16 protein-coding genes and 1 tRNA gene are annotated in these 19795 nt (G+C 62.7%); 12 read left to right on the top strand and 5 right to left on the bottom strand.

All coding sequences use genetic code 11. The features are described from left to right. Nucleotides 1-4: 4 nt before the first annotated feature. Both OXH74_RS10580 and OXH74_RS10575 read left to right on the top strand, forming a co-directional pair. A complete protein-coding gene (locus tag OXH74_RS10580; protein WP_375741168.1) occupies nt 5-1570 on the top strand; it encodes a SpoVR family protein in 1566 nt (521 codons plus the stop codon). Between the two features lie 506 nt (nt 1571-2076). Continuing rightward, nucleotides 2077-3309 (top strand): multifunctional CCA addition/repair protein, encoded by a 1233-nt coding sequence (locus tag OXH74_RS10575; RefSeq protein WP_375741167.1) that lies wholly within the window; start codon nt 2077-2079, stop codon nt 3307-3309. Here OXH74_RS10575 and folK read toward each other — a convergent pair. Together folK and folB are read right to left on the bottom strand one after the other, a co-directional pair. After that, nucleotides 3282-3824 (bottom strand): 2-amino-4-hydroxy-6-hydroxymethyldihydropteridine diphosphokinase, encoded by a 543-nt coding sequence (gene folK, locus OXH74_RS10570; protein ID WP_375741166.1) that lies wholly within the window; start codon nt 3822-3824, stop codon nt 3282-3284. The two genes, OXH74_RS10575 and folK, sit on opposite strands and share 28 nt — an antisense overlap. Then, nucleotides 3815-4168, bottom strand: coding sequence for a dihydroneopterin aldolase (gene folB, locus OXH74_RS10565; protein WP_375741165.1), 354 nt, complete (start codon nt 4166-4168; stop codon nt 3815-3817). Before folB ends, folK begins: the two co-directional genes overlap by 10 nt. Nucleotides 4169-4219: 51 nt before the next feature. On the opposite strand from folB, the gene plsY reads away from it, so the two are divergent. Then, nucleotides 4220-4789, top strand: coding sequence for a glycerol-3-phosphate 1-O-acyltransferase PlsY (gene plsY / locus OXH74_RS10560; RefSeq protein ID WP_215380658.1), 570 nt, complete (start codon nt 4220-4222; stop codon nt 4787-4789). Between the two features lie 31 nt (nt 4790-4820). Here plsY and tsaD read toward each other — a convergent pair whose 3' ends face one another. Further along, nucleotides 4821-5846, bottom strand: a complete 1026-nt coding sequence (gene tsaD, locus OXH74_RS10555; protein WP_375741164.1) for a tRNA (adenosine(37)-N6)-threonylcarbamoyltransferase complex transferase subunit TsaD — start codon at nt 5844-5846, stop codon at nt 4821-4823. A 206-nt stretch (nt 5847-6052) separates the two neighbouring features. Between tsaD and rpsU the strand changes: the two genes are divergently transcribed. From rpsU to OXH74_RS10525, 6 genes are all read left to right on the top strand, one after another. After that, nucleotides 6053-6268, top strand: coding sequence for a 30S ribosomal protein S21 (gene rpsU, locus OXH74_RS10550; protein WP_003085057.1), 216 nt, complete (start codon nt 6053-6055; stop codon nt 6266-6268). A gap of 192 nt (nt 6269-6460) precedes the next feature. Beyond that, on the top strand, nt 6461-8437 hold the full coding sequence (dnaG, locus tag OXH74_RS10545; RefSeq protein ID WP_375741163.1) for a DNA primase: 1977 nt from the start codon (nt 6461-6463) through the stop codon (nt 8435-8437). A 67-nt stretch (nt 8438-8504) separates the two neighbouring features. Then, a complete protein-coding gene (gene rpoD, locus OXH74_RS10540) occupies nt 8505-10358 on the top strand; it encodes an RNA polymerase sigma factor RpoD (RefSeq protein ID WP_375741162.1) in 1854 nt (617 codons plus the stop codon). Between the two features lie 107 nt (nt 10359-10465). Next, entirely contained in the window at nt 10466-14203 is a 3738-nt protein-coding gene (locus OXH74_RS10535; RefSeq protein ID WP_375741161.1) for an EAL domain-containing protein, read from the top strand. 15 nt (nt 14204-14218) lie between these two features. Then, nucleotides 14219-14295: transfer RNA gene (locus tag OXH74_RS10530), tRNA-Ile, on the top strand. A gap of 57 nt (nt 14296-14352) precedes the next feature. Continuing rightward, complete coding sequence (locus tag OXH74_RS10525; protein ID WP_375741160.1) at nt 14353-15375, top strand: 1-phosphofructokinase family hexose kinase; 1023 nt, start codon at nt 14353-14355, stop codon at nt 15373-15375. Here the strand turns inward: OXH74_RS10525 and OXH74_RS10520 are convergent. Both OXH74_RS10520 and OXH74_RS10515 read right to left on the bottom strand, forming a co-directional pair. Beyond that, the gene (locus OXH74_RS10520; RefSeq protein ID WP_375741159.1) at nt 15372-16133 is read right to left on the bottom strand and encodes an aspartate/glutamate racemase family protein; all 762 of its coding nucleotides are present in this window, start codon (nt 16131-16133) and stop codon (nt 15372-15374) included. The two genes, OXH74_RS10525 and OXH74_RS10520, sit on opposite strands and share 4 nt — an antisense overlap. Nucleotides 16134-16141: 8 nt before the next feature. Continuing rightward, a complete protein-coding gene (locus tag OXH74_RS10515; protein ID WP_375741158.1) occupies nt 16142-16831 on the bottom strand; it encodes a GntR family transcriptional regulator in 690 nt (229 codons plus the stop codon). Between the two features lie 141 nt (nt 16832-16972). On the opposite strand from OXH74_RS10515, the gene OXH74_RS10510 reads away from it, so the two are divergent. The 3 genes from OXH74_RS10510 to OXH74_RS10500 are packed head-to-tail and all read left to right on the top strand — an operon-like array spanning nt 16973 to nt 19768. Then, a complete protein-coding gene (locus tag OXH74_RS10510) occupies nt 16973-18061 on the top strand; it encodes an ABC transporter ATP-binding protein (RefSeq protein ID WP_375741157.1) in 1089 nt (362 codons plus the stop codon). Between the two features lies 1 nt (nt 18062). Next, entirely contained in the window at nt 18063-18977 is a 915-nt protein-coding gene (locus OXH74_RS10505; RefSeq protein WP_375741156.1) for an ABC transporter permease, read from the top strand. Next, nucleotides 18977-19768: an ABC transporter permease gene (locus OXH74_RS10500; protein WP_215381176.1), complete on the top strand. Its 792-nt coding sequence runs from the start codon at nt 18977-18979 to the stop codon at nt 19766-19768. Before OXH74_RS10505 ends, OXH74_RS10500 begins: the two co-directional genes overlap by 1 nt. Nucleotides 19769-19795: the final 27 nt, after the last annotated feature.

Raw genomic sequence — 19795 nt, 5'->3', positions numbered from 1 at the left:
TGACATGACTGCCAGCAAAAAGGAACGCAAGCCGATCTCCACCGGTTCCGAGTGGACCTTTGATCTGATCCGCGCCTACGACCGTGAAATCGGACGGATTGCCGAGCGCTATGCACTGGACACCTACCCGAACCAGATCGAGGTGATCACTGCCGAGCAGATGATGGATGCCTATGCCTCGGTCGGGATGCCGCTCGGCTACCACCACTGGTCCTACGGCAAGCACTTCCTCAGCACCGAGAAGTCCTATTCCCGGGGACAAATGGGCTTGGCATACGAGATCGTCATCAACTCCGACCCCTGCATCGCCTACCTGATGGAAGAAAACACCATCACCATGCAGGCGCTGGTGATCGCCCACGCCTGCTACGGCCACAACAGCTTCTTCAAGGGCAATTACCTGTTCCGCACTTGGACCGACGCCAGTTCGATCATCGACTACCTGGTATTCGCCAAGCAGTACATCAACCAGTGCGAGGAGCGCCACGGCATCGATGCCGTGGAAGACTTGCTGGACTCCTGCCACGCGCTGATGAATTACGGCGTCGACCGCTACAAGCGTCCGTATCCCATCTCCGCCGAGGAGGAACGGCGTCGACAGAAGGATCGCGAAGAGCACCTGCAGAAACAGATCAACGACCTGTGGCGCACTATCCCCAAAGGCTCCGGCAAGGGAGGGGACAGGGACAATCAGCGCTTCCCCAGTGAGCCCCAGGAAAACATCCTCTACTTCATCGAAAAACATGCACCACTGCTGGAACCCTGGCAGCGCGAAGTGGTGCGTATCGTGCGCAAGATCGCTCAGTACTTCTACCCGCAGCGCCAGACTCAGGTCATGAACGAAGGCTGGGCTACCTTCTGGCACTACACGCTGATGAACGACCTGTATGACGAAGGCCTGGTCACCGACGGCTTCATGATGGAATTCCTGCAGTCACATACCAGCGTCGTCTATCAGCCCCCATTCGATAGTCCTTACTACAGCGGCATCAACCCCTACACGCTGGGCTTTGCCATGTACCGCGACATCCGGCGCATCTGTGAAGAGCCCACCGAGGAGGACAAGCACTGGTTCCCCGACATCGCCGGCAGCGACTGGCTGTCGACCCTGAAGTTCGCCATGAAGAGCTTCAAGGATGAGAGCTTCATCCTGCAGTTCCTCTCGCCCAAGGTGATCCGTGACCTCAAGCTGTTCAGCGTCCTGGACGATGACCAGAAGGACGAACTGCTGGTGCCCGCGATCCATGACGAACAGGGCTACCGTCTGATCCGCGAAACGCTCGCCGCGCAATACAACCTCGGCAATCGCGAACCCAACATCCAGATCTGGAGCGTCGACCGTCGCGGTGACCGTTCCCTCACCCTTCGCCATCAGCAACACGACCGCAAGCCACTGGGCGAATCGACCGACGAAGTACTCAAGCACCTGCACCGACTCTGGGGATTCGATATCCACCTGGAAACACGTCAAGGCGAGCAAATCACCGGGAGCCACCATATTCCCCCAAAGGGGGAGCGCACTGAGGACGGGGAGTACCCACGCCTGGACCTGATCATTCCACCCATTTGATCGGTTGACCGCATGCCCGACGCCCACCGAGCATGCGGTCATCTCCCCAGGGAGCGTCCTCAGATGCGCCTCTTCTCCATCCTGCTGCTGTGCCCGGCCACCTGCTCCAGCCCCATCCCGCAGATCCGCGTCCTGCAGCCAGCCGGCCCCGAACGCTCCGGGCGCAGCAGCTTCGAACTGTTCGCCCCCCCGAACAGGCCGTGGACGGCGAATTTCTCTTGGAAGGGCTCGCCAGCACAGCCCTCAGCCCCTCCCGCTACAGCACTGAACTACTGGAAAGCGCGGTCCGCAGACGGATCGATCAGACCCCGCAGGCACAATAGCCTGCCCCGGCGGGAGCAAATTGATTCGCGAAGGACCGCAAAGCGGCCCCTGGCAGGAAACAGTTTGAAGCCAGCACGACAGGCCCCAGGCCCGTTCGCGAATGAATTCGCTCCCACGACGGATCTCAGCACTCCTCTGTTTCAACAGCCAGGCTGCTATCCTCCGCATCCACGGAGGCATGCATGCAGATATACAAAGTTGGTGGCGCAGTACGTGATCGCCTGTTGGGACGCCCGGTCCTCGAGAACGATTGGGTCGTGGTGGGCGCATCGGCCGAAGAAATGCTGGAAAAGGGCTTCCGCCCGGTCGGAGCCGACTTTCCCGTGTTCCTGCACCCAGAAACCGGCGAGGAATATGCCCTCGCCCGCACCGAGCGCAAAAGCGGTAGGGGTTACGGCGGGTTCACTTTCTTCACCAGCCCGGACGTCACCCTGGAACAAGACCTGATCCGCCGCGACCTGACCGTCAACGCCATGGCTGAAGACGACGAGGGCCAAGTCATCGACCCTTACGGCGGCCAGCGCGACCTCGAAGCCAGGCTGCTGCGCCATGTCTCCCCCGCATTCGCTGAAGACCCGCTGCGGGTGCTGCGAGTCGCCCGCTTCGCTGCACGCTACGCCCCACTCGGCTTCCGCGTGGCCGAGGAAACCCTGGAACTGATGCGTCAGATCGCCGAGTCCGGCGAGCTCGACGCGCTGACCCCCGAACGCAGCTGGAAGGAAATTGCCCGTGCGCTCATGGAGCCCAGCCCGGATGTGTTCATCCAAGTCCTGCGCGATTGCTGCGCGCTCAAGGCCTGGCTCCCGGAACTGGACAACCTGTTCGGCGTCCCACAGCCGGCCCAGCACCATCCGGAGGTGGACACCGGCATTCATATCCTCGCAGTGCTGCGCCAATGCGCCATGCACGAACAACCGCTGGATGTGCGCTGGGCCTGCCTGCTGCATGACCTCGGCAAAGGCCTCACCCCGGAAGCGGAATGGCCACAACACATCGCCCACGAAAAACGCGGCATACGTCTGATCCAGGCGGTCAATGAACGCTGCAAGGCCCCGCGCGACTGCCAGGAACTGGCCGTTCTAGTGGGCGAATTTCACACCCACGCCCATCGAGCCCTGGAGCTCAAGGCTTCGACCCTGCTGGACCTGTTACAGCGGTTCGATGTCTACAGGCGCCCACAGCGATTCGAAGCCTTCATCGCAGCTTGCGAGATGGATGCCCGCGGCCGCAGCGGGCTTGAACAGCGTGCCTACCCTCAGGCCGATTACCTGCGCAGCGCAGCAACCGTCGCCCGTGCGGTCGCAGTACAGCCGCTACTGGAGCGAGGCCTGAAGGGAGCGGAACTGGGTGAGGCGCTCAAGGCAGAACGCCTCGAGGCGCTGAAGATTCACAAGGAATCTGGCGGGAATGCCTGACGCAGCGGTGCCGGGGTAAGCTCGGCACCGCGCCACAGGAACGACACCGGCCAAAGCGATTGCTGGATCTGCGCCGCCTGCCAGAGTTCGGCGAAGGTGCGCCCATCCACCGGGTGAGCCAGATCGGGGGCCAGCAGCGACAGCGGCCAGAGGACAAAGGCGTTCTTCAGCACTTCGGCACGCGGAAGAACCAACCCGTCGAAATTTCCGACGCGGTCGCCGTACAGCAGGACATCGATGTCCAGCGGCAGGCCCTTGCGGCCCGGCGCATAGCGGCCATTGTCAGCCTCGATCACCTTCAGTCGACGGTCCAGTTCATGTAACGGCAGATCGGTGCGAGCGGATACCACCAGGTTGAAGAAGTGCCCGCTCTTGATCCCCACTGCCTGGCTCTCGAACACCGGAGAGCAACGAATGTCGTGGAGGAACTCAGCCAAGGCCTCAAGCCCTGCGGTCAGGTTGCGCTCGCGCTCAACGTTGCTGCCAAGGCCCAGAAAAACAGGTATCAGCGACATCCGCGCTCAATCTCCACGCCGACACTGCTGGCCGCCGGTACCGCTCCCGGCTTGTGCAGCTTCAATCGCAACCACGGAATATTGAATTCGGCCATCAGTAGCGCGGCCAAGCGCTCGGCAAAAGTCTCCACCAGCAGGAACTGGCTTTCAGTGGCGAATGCCTGGATACGCTGGGAAACAGAGGCATAGTCAAGGGCCTGGGTCAGGTCGTCGCCGGCCGCTGCTGGACGATTGTCCCACCCCAGTTGCAGGTCAAGCCGCAAGCATTGGCGAATGCTGCGCTCCCAGTCATAGGCGCCGATGACCGTATCGACCTCCAGACCCTCGATGAAAACCGTGTCCACGTCAGTGCTGCCCCGCTAGAATCGGGACTTCCTCGCCCCGGAATGGATACCATGTTTTGGCTGCTGGCGACTCTCGCCTACCTGCTCGGATCGTTGTCCTTCGCCATTCTGCTCAGCCGGTTGTTTGGCACGGTCGACCCGCGTGCCCAGGGTTCCGGCAACCCCGGTGCCACCAACATGCTGCGGGTGGCAGGAAAGAAACTTGCGATCCTGACCCTTTTCGGAGACCTGGCCAAAGGCCTGGCGCCGGTGCTGGTCGCCTCGCTATTGGGCCTGGGCATCCAGCAGCAAGCCTGGATAGGCCTTGCCGCGGTGCTTGGACACCTTTATCCCTTGTACTTCCGTTTCCGCGGCGGCAAAGGGGTCGCTACGGCTGCAGGCATGCTGCTCGGGCTCTACCCACCCGCCGCACTGCTGGCCATTGCCGCGTGGATGCTGACCTTCTACCTGACCCGCACCAGCTCGTTGGCGGCATTGATCGCCACGCCACTGACCCTGCCGCTACTGGCCTGGCAGCAACCCGGCGCCCTATTGCCGATGACCCTGCTGACCGGACTCATCGTCTGGCGTCATCGCGGCAATCTACGCGACCTTTTCGCCGGGCGCGAACGACATTTCTGAATCCGATGAGTGAATGGGGCTCAGCCAGCAGTCAAACCGCTGGCAAGCTCTCCATCGGCCAGCGCGCCTGCACGGCAATCGCCGGACCGTTATGCTGCCCTGCCAGCAAACGCTGGCAGCCCGCATAGGCGATCATGGCCCCGTTATCCGTGCAGAACCGTGGACGCGCGTAGAACACATCGCCCTTCAGCTCACCCAGCATCTTGGCAAGGGCCTGGCGCAGTGCCTGATTGGCGCTGACACCACCAGCGATGACCAGACGCTTCAGCCCGGTCTGTTTGAGGGCGCGCTTGCACTTGATGGTGAGAGTCTCCACCACTGCCTGCTCGAACGCCAGAGCGATGTCGCAACGGGTTTGCTCACCGTCGTCCCCAGCACCGCGGCACTGCTGCCAGGTATTGAGCGCGAAGGTTTTCAGGCCACTGAAGCTGAAATCCAGCCCCGGGCGATCCGTCATCGGTCGAGGAAAGGTGAAACGGCCAGGGGTACCACTCATCGCCAGGCGAGCGATCTCAGGCCCGCCGGGATAGCCCAGGCCGATCAGCTTGGCAGTCTTGTCGAACGCCTCGCCGGCCGCATCGTCCACCGATTCGCCAAGCAACTCGTAACGGCCGATGCCATCGACGCGCACCAACTGCGTGTGACCGCCGGAAACCAGCAGAGCGACGAACGGAAACTCCGGCGGCTGCTCCTCCAGCATGGGCGCCAGCAGGTGGCCCTCCATATGGTGAACGCCAAGCGCCGGCACGCCCCAGGCAAACGCCATGGCCTGGGCGCAGGACGCCCCGACCAGCAATGCACCTACCAGCCCGGGGCCGGCGGTGTAGGCGATACCATCGATATCGGAGGGCACGCAGCCGGCTTCGTCCAGCACCTGGCGCAGCAAGGGCAGCATGCGCTTGACGTGATCGCGTGACGCCAACTCAGGCACGACGCCGCCGTAGACCCTATGCAGGTCGATCTGACTGAACAGCGCATCGGCCAGCAGGCCACGTTCGCTGTCATAGAGTGCGACGCCGGTTTCGTCGCAGGAGGTTTCCAACCCCAGCACTAGCATGGGTATGAGCCTTCAGGCCTAGCCAAACAAGAAGGCGCGAATCATAATCGCCGCCCCTCGCCCCGACCAGTGGTTTTCGACTGAAGGCTTTGCATTCCAGGGCCCGAGGCGTTAATATCCGCAGCCCTTGAAATCCGACGCGCCACCGAGCCTACTTTTTGCCGGAATGCGTCGACCATTCGGTAATTGATGAAGGTACGACCTGGATGCCAGCCGTCAAAGTAAAAGAGAACGAACCCTTCGACGTAGCCCTGCGTCGTTTCAAGCGCTCCTGCGAAAAAGCCGGCGTACTGGCCGAAGTTCGCAGCCGTGAGTTCTACGAGAAGCCCACTGCCGAGCGTAAGCGCAAAGCTGCTGCTGCAGTTAAGCGTCACGCCAAGAAAGTGCAGCGCGAGCAGCGCCGCCGCGAGCGCCTGTACTGAGTTAACAGGCTCCGCAGCACGCTCTAGCATCGCCCGGCCGCGGCCGGGCGAGTGCATTTAAGCAGCACAGAAGACTCCGCTTCGCTACGGCGATAGCCGGAGTTTTTTGCTTTCTAGCGCACGCCGCTCGCCCCCTGTTTCGCCCACCGAACGGGGAGTATGCTTCGAACCTCAAAGCGCCCCGAGCACCTTATGGCCGGCCTGATCCCCCAAGGCTTCATCGATGATCTGCTGAACCGCACCGACATTGTCGACGTGGTGGGTTCACGCATCCAATTGAAGAAGGCTGGCAAGAACTACACCGCGCGCTGCCCCTTCCACAACGAGAAGACACCGTCCTTCAGCGTCAGCCCGGACAAACAGTTCTACTACTGCTTCGGCTGCGGTGCCGGCGGCAACGCCCTTGGCTTCATCATGGACCACGACCACCTGGACTTCCCCCAGGCAGTCGAGGATCTGGCCAAGCGCGCCGGGCTGGATGTACCGCGAGAAGAGAGCGGGCGCAGCAACAAGCCCCGCCAGCCGACCGACTCCCCGCTCTACCCCCTGCTGACGGCGGCCTCTGACTACTATCGCCAGGCATTGAAAAACCACCCGACCCGCAAGGCTGCGGTCGAGTACCTGAAAGGGCGCGGACTCACGGGCGAAATCGCCCGTGACTTTGCCCTCGGCTTCGCCCCGCCCGGCTGGGACAACCTGCTCAAGCACATGGGCGGTGACAGCCTTCAGCAGAAAAGCATGATCGATGCCGGCCTGCTGATCGAAAATGCTGACACCGGCAAACGCTACGATCGCTTCCGCGACCGCGTGATGTTCCCCATTCGCGACAGCCGCGGGCGGATCATCGCTTTCGGCGGCCGGGTGCTGGGCGACGACAAGCCCAAGTATCTCAACTCCCCGGAAACGCCGGTGTTCCACAAAGGCCAGGAGTTGTACGGCCTTTATGAAGCGCGCAAGCACAACCGCAGCCTCGACGAAATCATGGTCGTAGAAGGCTACATGGACGTCATAGCCCTCGCCCAACAAGGCCTGCGCAATGCCGTCGCCACCCTTGGCACCGCCACCAGCGAAGAGCACATCAAGCGCCTGTTCCGCCTGGTGCCGAGCATCCTGTTCTGCTTCGACGGCGACCAAGCCGGTCGCAAGGCCGCCTGGCGTGCGCTCGAAGCCGCCCTGCCAAGCCTGGAAGACGGTCGCCGTGCGCGCTTCCTGTTCCTCCCCGAAGGCGAAGACCCCGACAGCCTAGTCCGCAAGGAGGGCACTGACGCCTTCCTGGCCCGCATCACCCAGCATGCCCAGCCCCTGGCGGATTACTTCTTCCAGCAACTGACCGAAGAAGCGAACCCCAGCTCACTGGAAGGCAAGGCACACCTGGCCACCCTTGCCGCTCCGCTGATCGAGCGCGTGCCCGGTGCCAACCTGCGCGCCCTGATGCGCCAGCGCCTGGCGGAAATCACCGGGCTCAACAACGACACCCTCGGTCGCATGGCGAGAACCACCGCCAGCACCCCCACCAGCAGTGAGCCCCAGACGTCGGACGACAGCTATTACGACAGCATCTCCGGCTACAGCGACTATCACGAACCGACCCCGCCCCAGTACTTCGAATCGCCCGCCGAGCCCCAGGGAAACTGGAAAAAAGACGAACGGCGCAAGGACAGCTGGAAGAAGGATGGCAAGAAGTGGGACAAGTCGGGACGCGGAGATTTCAAGCGCCCGCCACGCACCGAAGTCAGTGTCGAATCGCCCACACTCACTGCACTTCGTACCCTTCTTCACCACCCCTCACTGGCGCAGAAAGTCGAAGATGCTAGCCATTTCGCGGCAGAAGACGACACCTACGCCCAACTGATGGTGTCACTGGTGGAGGCCGTCCAGAAGAACCCGAAGCTGCGTTCGCTGCAGCTGATTGCCCGCTGGCACGGCACCGAACAGGGCCGACTGCTGCGCGCCCTGGCGGAAAAGGAATGGCTGATTTCCAGCGATAACCTTGAACAACAGTTTTTCGACACTATAACTAGGTTGTCGGCTCGCCAGCGGGAACGCCGCTTGGAAAATCTGCTGCGGAAAGCGCGGCAAAGTGAACTCAGCGCAGAAGAGAAAGATCAGCTGCGCGACCTCCTCAACCGCAACACGTCTCCCCTGACTCCGACCTCAACTGGCGCGTAAGGCCCCGGATCAGGTATAATCCTCGGCTTGTTTTCAGCCCGCCAAGACCTTAAGTGGATAGGGTGCCATGTCCGGAAAAGCGCAACAGCAGTCTCGCCTCAAAGAGTTGATCGCCCGTGGCCGTGAGCAGGGATACCTGACTTACGCGGAGGTCAACGACCACCTGCCGGAGGATATTTCCGATCCGGAACAGGTGGAAGATATCATCCGCATGATCAACGACATGGGGATCAACGTATTCGAGAGTGCTCCGGATGCGGATGCCCTGTTGCTGGCCGAAGCCGACACCGACGAAGCCGCAGCCGAGGAAGCTGCAGCCGCCCTCGCTGCTGTCGAGACCGATATTGGCCGCACCACCGACCCTGTGCGCATGTACATGCGTGAAATGGGTACCGTGGAACTGCTGACCCGCGAAGGCGAAATCGAAATCGCCAAACGCATCGAGGAAGGCATCCGCGAGGTGATGAGCGCAATCGCTCACTTCCCAGGGGCGGTCGACGGCATTCTCTCCGAGTACCAGCGCGTCACCACTGAAGGTGGCCGCCTCTCCGACGTTCTCAGCGGCTACATCGACCCGGATGACGGCACCCTGCCGGCAGAAGAAGTCGAGCCTGTCGAGCTGAAGGACAACGCCGCCGCGGCCAAAGACAAGGACGAGGACGAAGAGGAAGAAGGCGAAAGCGACGACGCCGAGGAAGAAGGCGACGGTGGTCCTGACCCGGAAGAGGCCCTGCGCCGCTTCACGGCCGTATCCGACCAGCTGGAAAATGCCAAGAAGGCCTTGAAGAAGCACGGTCGCGGCAGCAAGCAAGCGACTGAAGAACTGCTCGCCCTGGCTGAACTGTTCATGCCGATCAAGCTGGTGCCGAAGCAATTCGACGCCCTGGTGGAGAAGGTCCGCGGTGCACTGGACCGTGTCCGCGCCCAAGAACGCGCCATCATGCAGCTCTGCGTCCGCGACGCACGCATGCCGCGCGCCGACTTCCTGCGCCTGTTCCCGAGCAACGAAGTCGACCTGACCTGGGCCGACAGCCTGGCCAAGGGCAAAGCCAAGTACGCCGAAGCCATCGGCCGCCTGGTGGACGACATCAAGCGCAACCAACAGAAGCTGGTGGACCTTGAGAAGGAAGTCGACCTGACGGTCAACGACATCAAGGACATCAATCGCCGGATGTCCATCGGTGAAGCCAAGGCTCGCCGGGCGAAGAAGGAAATGGTCGAGGCCAACCTGCGTCTCGTGATCTCCATCGCCAAGAAGTACACCAACCGTGGCCTGCAATTCCTCGACCTGATCCAGGAAGGCAACATCGGCTTGATGAAGGCGGTAGACAAGTTCGAATACCGTCGCGGTTACAAGTTCTCGACTTACGCCACCTGGTGGATTCGTCAGGCGATTACCCGCTCGATCGCCGACCAGGCGCGCACCATCCGCATCCCGGTGCACATGATCGAGACCATCAACAAGCTGAACCGTATTTCCCGCCAGATGCTGCAGGAAATGGGCCGCGAACCCACGCCGGAAGAACTGGGCGAGCGCATGGAGATGCCTGAGGACAAGATCCGCAAAGTCCTGAAGATCGCCAAAGAGCCGATCTCCATGGAAACCCCGATCGGCGACGACGAAGACTCGCATCTGGGTGACTTCATCGAGGACTCCACCATGCAGTCCCCGATCGACGTCGCCACCGTGGAAAGTCTCAAGGAAGCGACCCGCGAAGTACTGGCCGGCCTCACCGCCCGTGAAGCCAAGGTCCTGCGCATGCGCTTCGGCATCGACATGAATACCGACCACACCCTCGAGGAAGTCGGCAAGCAGTTCGATGTGACCCGAGAGCGTATCCGCCAGATCGAAGCCAAGGCGTTGCGCAAGCTGCGTCACCCGTCGCGAAGCGAGCATCTCCGCTCCTTCCTCGACGAATAAGCCCTCCCAGAACCCCCGGCCAGTCCGGGGGTTCTGCTTTCTGCTTCCTACTGACCTGTAGCCACGTCTACACTGCCCACTGTCATCCCTCAACGAATGAGGCCGCCATGGCGCGACTGCCGGCCATCCTCCTGCTCTGCATCGCATTCTGGGCAGCTTCGGCCAGCGCCTTGACGCTCACGCCGGAAGAGCGCGCCTGGCTCGACGCGCACCGGGAATGGCGGCTTGGCATCGACACTTCCTGGCCACCCTTCGAATTTCGCGATGAACACGGCACCCATCAGGGCCTGGCCGCCGACTACCTCGCAGAGGTCCGCAAGCGCCTCAACGTCCAGTTCAAACCCATCGAACCCAGTAACTGGAGCGAGGTGTTGTTACAGGCGCGCAAAGGCAAGCTGGAGCTGCTTCCGGGCATCATGTCCACCCCAGAGCGCCAGGAGCATCTGCTCTTCACCCGCCCCTACCTCGATTTCCCGATCGTCATCCTATCCCGGGAGAAGGGCGTGCAACCGCGCGAAGTCAAACAGCTCTATGGCCTCAAGGTCGCCGTGGTGAAGGACTATGCCCCCCACGAACTGCTGCGCAATCGCAACCCGGACCTCAGCCTGCAAGCCTACCCCAGCGTTGCCGCCGCACTGCAAGCGCTGGCGACTGCCAAAGTCGACGCTTTTGTCGGCGATCTCGCCTCCAGCGTCTGGAGCCTGCGCCAGCTCAAACTCGATGGCATCGCCATCAGTGGCGAAACGTCTTACCGCTACCAGCTGGCGATGGCCACGCCGCGCGGCAATCCCCTGCTCGCCAGCATCCTCGACAAGGCGCTCGCCGACATCAGCAGCGAAGAGGCCACCGCGATCCAGCAGCGCTGGGTCGGCGGAGCCGTGTACCAGCCAACCGACTGGCCGCGCGTGCTCCTTTACGGCCTGCCGGCCTTGCTCGCAGTGCTGGGCATTCTCGTCTACGTCCTGCGGGTGAATCGCCGCCTGAGCGCAGAGATGACCAACCGGGCTGCCCTGGAAGTCGAACTACGCAGCAGCGAGCAGCACTACCGCGGACTGGTGGAAAGCCTCAACGCCGTCTCTTGGGAGATGCGCGTATCCGACCTCTGCTACAAGTACGTCTCGCCCCATGCCGAACGCCTCCTCGGTTACCCGCTGTCCGCCTGGCTCGAGCCCGGCTTCTGGCAACGCACCCTACACCCGGACGATGCTGTCCGGGCCGAGCGCTACTGTCTCGAGGAAACCCGCGCAGAGCGTGACCACAGCCTCGACTACCGCATGCTCGCAGCCGACGGCCGGGTACTCTGGATACACGACATCGTCACCCTCATCCCACACCGCGACGGCCTGATCATGCGCGGCCTGATGGTCGACATCACCGAGGCCAAGCAGACCGAACAGGCGCTGCGACTCTCGGAACAGAAGTTCGCCTCGGTTTTCCACAACTGCCCCGACATCATCGTCATCGCACGGCGCTCGGACGGCACCCTGCTGGCGGTAAACCACACTTTCGAACAACAGATAGGCATCAGCGCGCAGGATGCCCTCGGCCGCTCCGCAACCAGCCTCGACATCTGGGGTATCCCCGGCATAGGTCCGACGCTGCTCCAGCGCCTGCAGCAAGGCAACCCGCTGCACAATCTGGAAATGCCCTTCCGCCGCCGCAACGGCGCGATTTTCACCGGCCTCATCTCAGCCCAGACCATCCAGCTGGATGACGCGCCGGCCCTGGTCGTGGTCGTCCGCGACATCACCCAGGTCAAACAGACCCAACAGCTGTTACAGGTTTCCGAGGAAAAGTTTGCCCGCGCCTTCCATGCGTCGCCTGATGGCCTGCTGATTACTCGCCTGAGCGATGGCAAGCTGATCGAAGCCAACCGAGGCTTCAGCCGCATTTCCGGATACAGCGCCCAGGAAGCCACCGAGTGCTCGACCCTCGAACTCAGCCTCTGGGCCAACCCGGAAGATCGCGATTACATGGTCAGCGTGCTGCGCGAGCAAGGCAGCCTGCACCACTTCACTGCGCCTATTCGCCAGAAGAACGGCCAGATTCGTTTGTGCGAACTCTCTGCCCAGCCCATACCGATCAACGGCGAACCTTGCATCCTCACCATCGCCCGCGACATCACCGAACGCCAGCAGATGCAGGAGAAACTCCAGCAGGCAGCCACCGTCTTCGAAAGCACCGCCGAAGGGGTGATGATCACCGACGCCGAGCAACGCATCACGGCGGTCAACCGGGCTTTCAGCGAAATCACCGGCTACAGCGAAGCCGAAGCCCTCGGCGAGACTCCTCGCCTGCTCGCCTCTGGCCACCACGACAGCGCCTTCTTTGCCGCCATGTGGTACCAGCTCGAGCAGGATGGCCACTGGCAAGGTGAAATCTGGAACCGTCGCAAAAATGGCGAGCAGTACCCAGAATGGCTGACCATCAACGCAGTCCGTGATAATAGCCAGGGCGTTACCCACTACGTCGGCGTGTTTGCCGACATCTCGCCACTAAAGCACGCCCAAGCGCGCCTCGACCACCAGGCTCACCACGACCCACTCACCGGCCTGCCCAACCGGCTGCTCTTCGAAAACCGCCTGCAACTGGCCCTGAACGATGCCACGGCCGACAACCACCATGGCGCCGTCCTGTTCATCGACCTGGATCGTTTCAAACACATCAACGACAGCCTCGGCCACCCGGTCGGCGACCAACTGTTGAAGGGCATCGCCAACCGTCTACGTGACCAGCTACGCGACATCGACACCGTTGCCCGCCTAGGCGGCGACGAATTCATCATCCTCCTGCCAGGCCTGCATAACGCAGGCGATGCCCAAGCGGTCGCCAACAAACTCCTCGCCTGCTTCGATGCCCCGGTTCCCGCAGGGAATCATGAGTTCTTCATCAGCGCCAGCATCGGCATCAGCCTGTTCCCCGAGCACGGTACAGACGTCGCAACGCTGGTAAAAAATGCTGACGCTGCCATGTACCGGGCCAAGGCGTGCGGGCGCAACCGCGTCGAGCTCTATACCCGCGACCTGACCTTCCAGGCCACCGAGCGCATGGCCCTGGAGAACGAACTGCGCCGCGCCCTGGAGCGCGACCAGCTCTACCTTGTCTATCAACCCAAACTCTGCCTCGGCACCCGATGCCTCGTTGGAGCTGAAGCTCTGATCCGATGGAACCACCCCATCCTCGGCGAGATCCCTCCCGAACGCTTCATCCCACTCGCCGAAGAATGCAGCCTTATCCTTCCACTGGGCGACTGGGTCCTGCAGAAGGCCTGCGAGCAGATGCAGCAATGGCAGGAGCAGCACGCACCCTTCGGCCCAATCTCGGTCAACCTGGCCGGCGCGCAACTGCGTCAAACGACCCTCGCGGATCGCCTGCAGCAGCTGCTTCAGAGCCTTGGGCTCGACCCGCAGCGCCTGCAACTGGAAATCACCGAGGGCTTCATCATGAGCCAGGCCGAAGAGGCCCTGGGCGTGCTCCACGACCTCAAGGCCCTGGGCGTACAACTGGCCATCGACGACTTCGGCACCGGCTACTCCTCGCTCAGCTACCTCAAGCGGCTGCCGCTGGACACTCTGAAGATCGACAAATCCTTCGTCAGCGGCCTGCCGGACGACGCCAACGACGCCGCCATCACCCGCGCCATCATTGCCCTGGGCCGCAGCCTGCAACTGACCGTAATCGCCGAAGGAGTGGAAACCACTGCCCAGGAACACTTCCTGGCCCAGGAAGGCTGCGAGCAGATCCAGGGGTTCATCGTCAGCTCTCCCCTGCCGGCCGAGGCCTTCGCCCGAAAATTCCTAAGCCCCCTGCCGACGATTGGCGCTCAACATAAGGCGCCTGTATAATCCGCCGGCCTTCTGGGGCCTATAGCTCAGTCGGTTAGAGCAGAGGACTCATAATCCTTTGGTCCACGGTTCGAGTCCGTGTGGGCCCACCAAATCGAAAGCCGCGCAGTGCGCGGCTTTTGCGTTTCTGTCTGACGCTGATCGCTTCCTTGCTGATCCCAAGTCAGCACTCGCCTACGCTGATCCTGTATGCCCTTCCTCCACCAAGCAGGGTCCGCAGCATGGCCACCACTTTCCGCATCGTCACCCTGACCTTGAGCCCAGCACTGGACCTTGCCACCGGCATCCCGCGGCTTTGTCCTAATGACAAGCTGCGCTGCAGCACGCCGATATATGCGCCTGGCGGGGGTGGGATCAATGTGGCCAGGGCGATTCGCCGGCTGGGGGGCGAGGCGTTTGCGTTGTTTCCGGCCGGTGGATCGACGGGGCAGCACTTGGTGGAGCGGCTGAATGCCGAGGGCGTGGCGAATCGGGTGGTGCCGATTGCGGAGTGGACGCGCGAGTGCATTAACGTGACGAACCAATCCGACGGGCAGCAGTACCGTTTCGTCATGCCCGGCGCCCGGCTCGCGCCGGCAGAGCAGGAAGCCTTGCTCGCCGCACTGGCGGCGATCCCAGCCCCAGATTACCTGGTGATCAGCGGCAGCCTGCCGGAGGGACTGGCGGCGGACTTTCTGCCGCGCCTCCTGCAGGGAGCCGTGCGACACGGGGTACGCTGCGTGGTCGACAGCACCGGCCCAGTCCTGCGCCAAGCGCTGGATGTGGGCGGCGTGTTCCTGATCAAACCGAACCTGGAGGAACTGAGCGCGCTGGCCGGGGTGGCTATCGCCGGGCCGGAACAACTGGCACAACTGGCGCGCGGGCTGGTGGAGGCGGGGTGCTGTGAGGGTGTCCTGGTGTCCCTGGGGCCACAAGGCGCGCTACTGGTGACCGACTCGCTGATCGAGCGCATTCCGGCGCCGACGGTGCCGCGCCGCAGTACGGTCGGCGCGGGCGACAGCCTGGTCGCGGCGGTCACGCTGAAGCTGGCGGCGGGAGCCGGGTGGCTGGAGGCGGCGCGTTACGGCGTGGCCGCGGGGACGGCTGCGATCATGACCGAAGGCAGCGAGTTGTGCCGGTTGGAAGAGACGGATCGATTGTTTGGGTGGCTGCAGGGCGCCCCCGCTCCTTAAAGAGGAGAGGAAGCGGGGGTGAGGGCAGGCCAGGCAAACCCCTGCAAGTACCCCGCATAGGGCTTGGCCAGCGGATAATCCAAGTCCCCCCGTTTGCTGGTGCTCAGCTTCAGTTCCCCGAGCATTTCCACCATTTTCAACGCCGCGCTTACGCCGTCGATGACCGGCACGCCCAGCGCCTCGGTCAGCTCAGCGGCCAGGTGGCTCATGCCGGCGCAGCCGAGCACGATGGCGCCGGATTCGTCCCGCTCCAATGCTCCGGCGCAGGCCGCGCGCATGCTACGCAGCAGGTCCTCGGGGTCGTCATCCAGCGCCAGCACCGGAATTTCCACCGCGTGGATGCCCCGGCAATGCTGGTGGAAGCCGTAGCGTTCCACCAGATGACGGGCGATGACCTTGGTGCGACCGAGGGTGGTGACGATGCTGAAACCGGTGGCGACCCATGTGGCCAGGTGCATGGCAGCTTCGGCGATGCCGATCACCGGGTGCCGGGCGATCTCCCGCGCGGCCAGCAGGCCGGGGTCGCCAAAGCAGGCGATCACATGGCCCTGAACACCGTTGCGCTCGCCGTCACGGATCGCCTGGAGTAACCCTGGCACACTCAGCGCTTCATCGTAGTGGCCTTCGATAGAGGCTGGGCCGGCGCTATTGGTCACCGCCAGCAACTGGTTGCCGGGGTGCAGCACCTGCCGCGCCGCATCAGCGAGGCTGGCCGTCATGGCGGCACTGGTGTTCGGGTTGATCAGCTGGATCTTCATGGCCGAGGTCAGGTCTCGATCAGGTGTTTTAGCGGGTGGTAGTTCGCCTTGAGCTTGCCGGCCACGTCGAGGATGGCGTTTTCGATACCCGCCAGGTGAATACAGGTCAGTTCAATGGCGGCGTTCTGGTTGCCAGCCTCGATGAACTCGATCAGCCGTAGGTGCTCGTCGTCGCGGCACACGTCATGACGGTCGTCGTCCAGCGCAGCGGCGTAAAGCGAAGCGCGGGAAATCAGCTTGCGGAACCAGTCCAGCAGCACCGGGTTATTAAGGGCCTCGGCCAGCTTGATATGGAACTCGCCGAGCAAGTGGATCAGCCGTTGGTGATCGTGCTCGCGCCTGGCCTCTTCTTCCAGCAGCAGGTGATCGCGCAAGTCGCGCATGGCCGCGCTGTCCCGGCGCCGGCAAAGCTCGGTGACGATCCCGATCTCGATCAGCCGCCGCGTTTCGAACAGCGAGCGGATCTCTTCGTCACTGGGCAGTGAGACCCAGGCACCTTTATTTGGCTCGGTGGACACCAGCCCATCCGCTTCCAGTTGCTTGAGCGCCGCCCGCACCGAGGTGCGGCTGACGTTGAACAACTCGGCCAGCGAGGCCTCGCCCAGTTTCATCCCCGGGCGCAACGAGCGATTGCTGATGGCCTGGTAAACCCCTTGGTAAACACGGTCCACCGTGGTTTCCAGCTTCTTGTCTGCCATTCGTGACTCCGTAATTCCGTGTGCAAACCGTTTCAAGCGGAAACAAGCCCGCAAAAAAACCCGGTTGCGCTGTCAGCATAATCCGAGTATTTCTAGATTGCATTCAATTTTTGCATACAAAAACAAGAGGAATGCACCACTATGAAGCATGCATCGACTATCGAGGTGCAACACGTCAGCAAGCGCTACACGGACGACCCCGAGGTTAGCCCTGCGCTCGATGACGTCTCGGTGACCATCCAGCACAACGAATTCTTCACCCTCCTCGGCCCCTCGGGCTGCGGCAAGACCACGCTGCTAAGGTCCATCGCCGGTTTCGAGCAGGTCACTTCCGGCGATATCCGCATCGGCGGACAACGGGTCAACGACCTGCCGCCGTTCAAGCGCCGGGTCAATACCGTGTTCCAGAATTACGCACTCTTCCCGCATATGAGCGTGGCGGAGAATATCGCCTTCGGCCTGGAGATGCAGGGGCAGGATCGCGGGGCCATCCCAGGGCGGGTCAAGGAAATGCTGGCGCTGGTGCAGATGGAGCACCTGGCCAAGCGTCGCCCCGCCGAATTGTCCGGCGGCCAGCAGCAGCGCGTGGCCCTGGCCCGAGCGCTGGCGCCCAAGCCCGACGTGCTACTGCTGGACGAGCCACTGTCGGCGCTGGACCTGAAGCTGCGCAAGGAGATGCAGGTCGAGCTCAAGCGCGTACAGCAGGAGGCGGGCATCACGTTCATCTTCGTCACCCACGATCAGGAAGAAGCGCTGACGCTCTCCGACCGTATCGCAGTGATGTCGTCCGGCAAGATCCTCCAGGTCGGCAGCCCCAACGAAATCTACGAACGCCCGCAGCACCGGTTTGTCGCGCACTTCATCGGCGACATCAACTTCCTGCCCGGTAACCTGCGCCAATGCCCACAGAACGGCAGCCTGTTCCAGCCTGAGGGCCTGCAGGTGGAAATCCCCTGCAACCTCGGCGAACGTGCCGACAGCGGCAAGATGCAACTGGCTTTCCGCCCCGAGCGTTCGAAGCTGGTGGAACCGAACCAGCCACACCACCTGCGCGGCGTGATCGAGGCGGTGCTCTATGTCGGCACCGCCACCCTCTACCAGTGCCGGCTCCCCAATGACGCGAAGGTGATGCTGCGCGAAAGCAACGAGGGCGGCTCCAGCGCCCGTGCAGTCGGCTCGCAAGTGGCGGTGCATCTGCCACCCCACGCCTGCCTGCTGATGGAGGCCTGAGATGAGCGTCAGCGCCACTCCCCCGAGCCTCAACCGCCTGCTGCTGCTCTCCCCGGTGCTGCTCACCCTGGTCTGTCTGATCGCCATTCCGCTCGGCATTATGGGCTACATCAGCCTGCTGCCGCGCAACCTCTACGGCGGCGTAGACTGGAGCGCCGACTGGCAATGGCAGAGCTATGTGCAGCTGTTCTTCCAGGAGGACTTCGACGGCAATCTGGAACTCAACTGGGTCTACGCCCAGGCGCTGCTGCGCTCGGTGCTCCAGGCCGGCGGTACCACCTTGCTGTGCTTCCTCTTCGGCTTCCCCGTAGCCTTGTGGATGAGCAGCCTCAGCGAGCGCTCGCGCAACCTGATGGTGTTGCTGATCACCATCCCCTTCTGGACCAACCTGCTGATCCGCAACTACGCCTGGCTGATCATCCTGCGTGAGCACGGCTGGCTGGCGCAGAGTCTCAACGCGCTGTTCCCGCAGGCCGGAGGCATCACCCTGCTGTACAACGACTTCGCCGTGGTGATCGGCCTGGTCTACAGCTTCCTGCCGTTCATGATCCTGCCGATCTACTCCACTCTGGAGAAGCTCGACTGGCGCCTGGTGGAAGCTGCCTATGACCTCGGTGCCAACCGCGTCAAAGCCCTACGCCGGGTGATCCTGCCGCTCTCCATGCCCGGCGTGGTGGCCGGCTCCCTGCTGGTGTTCGTGCCGAGCCTGGGTGCCTTCATCACCCCGGCGATCCTCGGTGGCGGCAAGACACTGATGATCGGCAACCTGATCCAGCAGCAATTCGGCACCGCACGCAACTGGCCGCTGGGCAGCTCGCTGTCGTTCCTCCTGCTCGGCCTGATGCTGCTCGCTCTGGTTTTCTACGCCCTCTACAGCCGCAAGGTCGCCAAAGCCGTCCGCCAGGGAGCCCGCTGATGATCGCCAACCATCTGAAGAAATTGCCGCTGACCCGCGAAACCAGCCTGCTGGTCCTGGCCTACCTGTACCTGCCGATCCTGGTGCTGATCGCCTACAGCTTCAACGCCAACCGCACCGCCACCGTCTGGACCGAGTTCTCCTTCGCCTGGTACGGGCGCATCCTGGCCAACCCGTCGATCCAGGCAGCGGCTCTGAACTCGGTAATCGTCGCTGGCATCGCCACCGTGTGCGCCACCGCCATTGCCCTACTGGCGGCCCTGGCCACCTACCGGCCGTTCTACGGCCAGAAGATGGTGGAAGGCGGCATCAACCTGCCGCTGATCCTGCCGGAGATCGTCACCGCCGTAGCCACGTTGTTGCTGTTCATGGCGCTCGGCATCAAGCTCGGGTTGCTGACGGTGATCATCGCCCACGTCGGCTTCTGCATCCCGTTTGCCTACCTACCGATCCGCGCACGCTTGAACGACCTGGACAAGAGCCTGCTGGAGGCTGCCAACGACCTCTACGCCAACCCCTTCCATACCTTCCGCCGAGTAACCCTGCCGCTGCTTTTCCCGGCGGTCCTGTCCGGCGCGGTGCTGGCGTTCGTGGTCAGCCTCGACGACTTCATCATGACCTTCTTCGTCGCTGGCCCCGGCTCGACGACGCTGCCGGTCTACATCTTCTCGGCCATCAAGGCCGGGGTGACTCCCGAGATCAACGCCATCTCGACCCTGATGCTGGCGATCTCGATCGTGCTGGTGGTCCTGTCGTACTGGCTCGGCCAGCGTGGCAAACCCACCACCTGATCCATCGCTTCACTACTGCCCAACCCT

It is taken from the genome of Metapseudomonas boanensis, assembly GCF_042232855.1.
In the GTDB taxonomy this organism is placed as follows: domain Bacteria; phylum Pseudomonadota; class Gammaproteobacteria; order Pseudomonadales; family Pseudomonadaceae; genus Metapseudomonas; species Metapseudomonas boanensis.
This window is presented reverse-complemented; position numbering and strand designations above follow the sequence as displayed.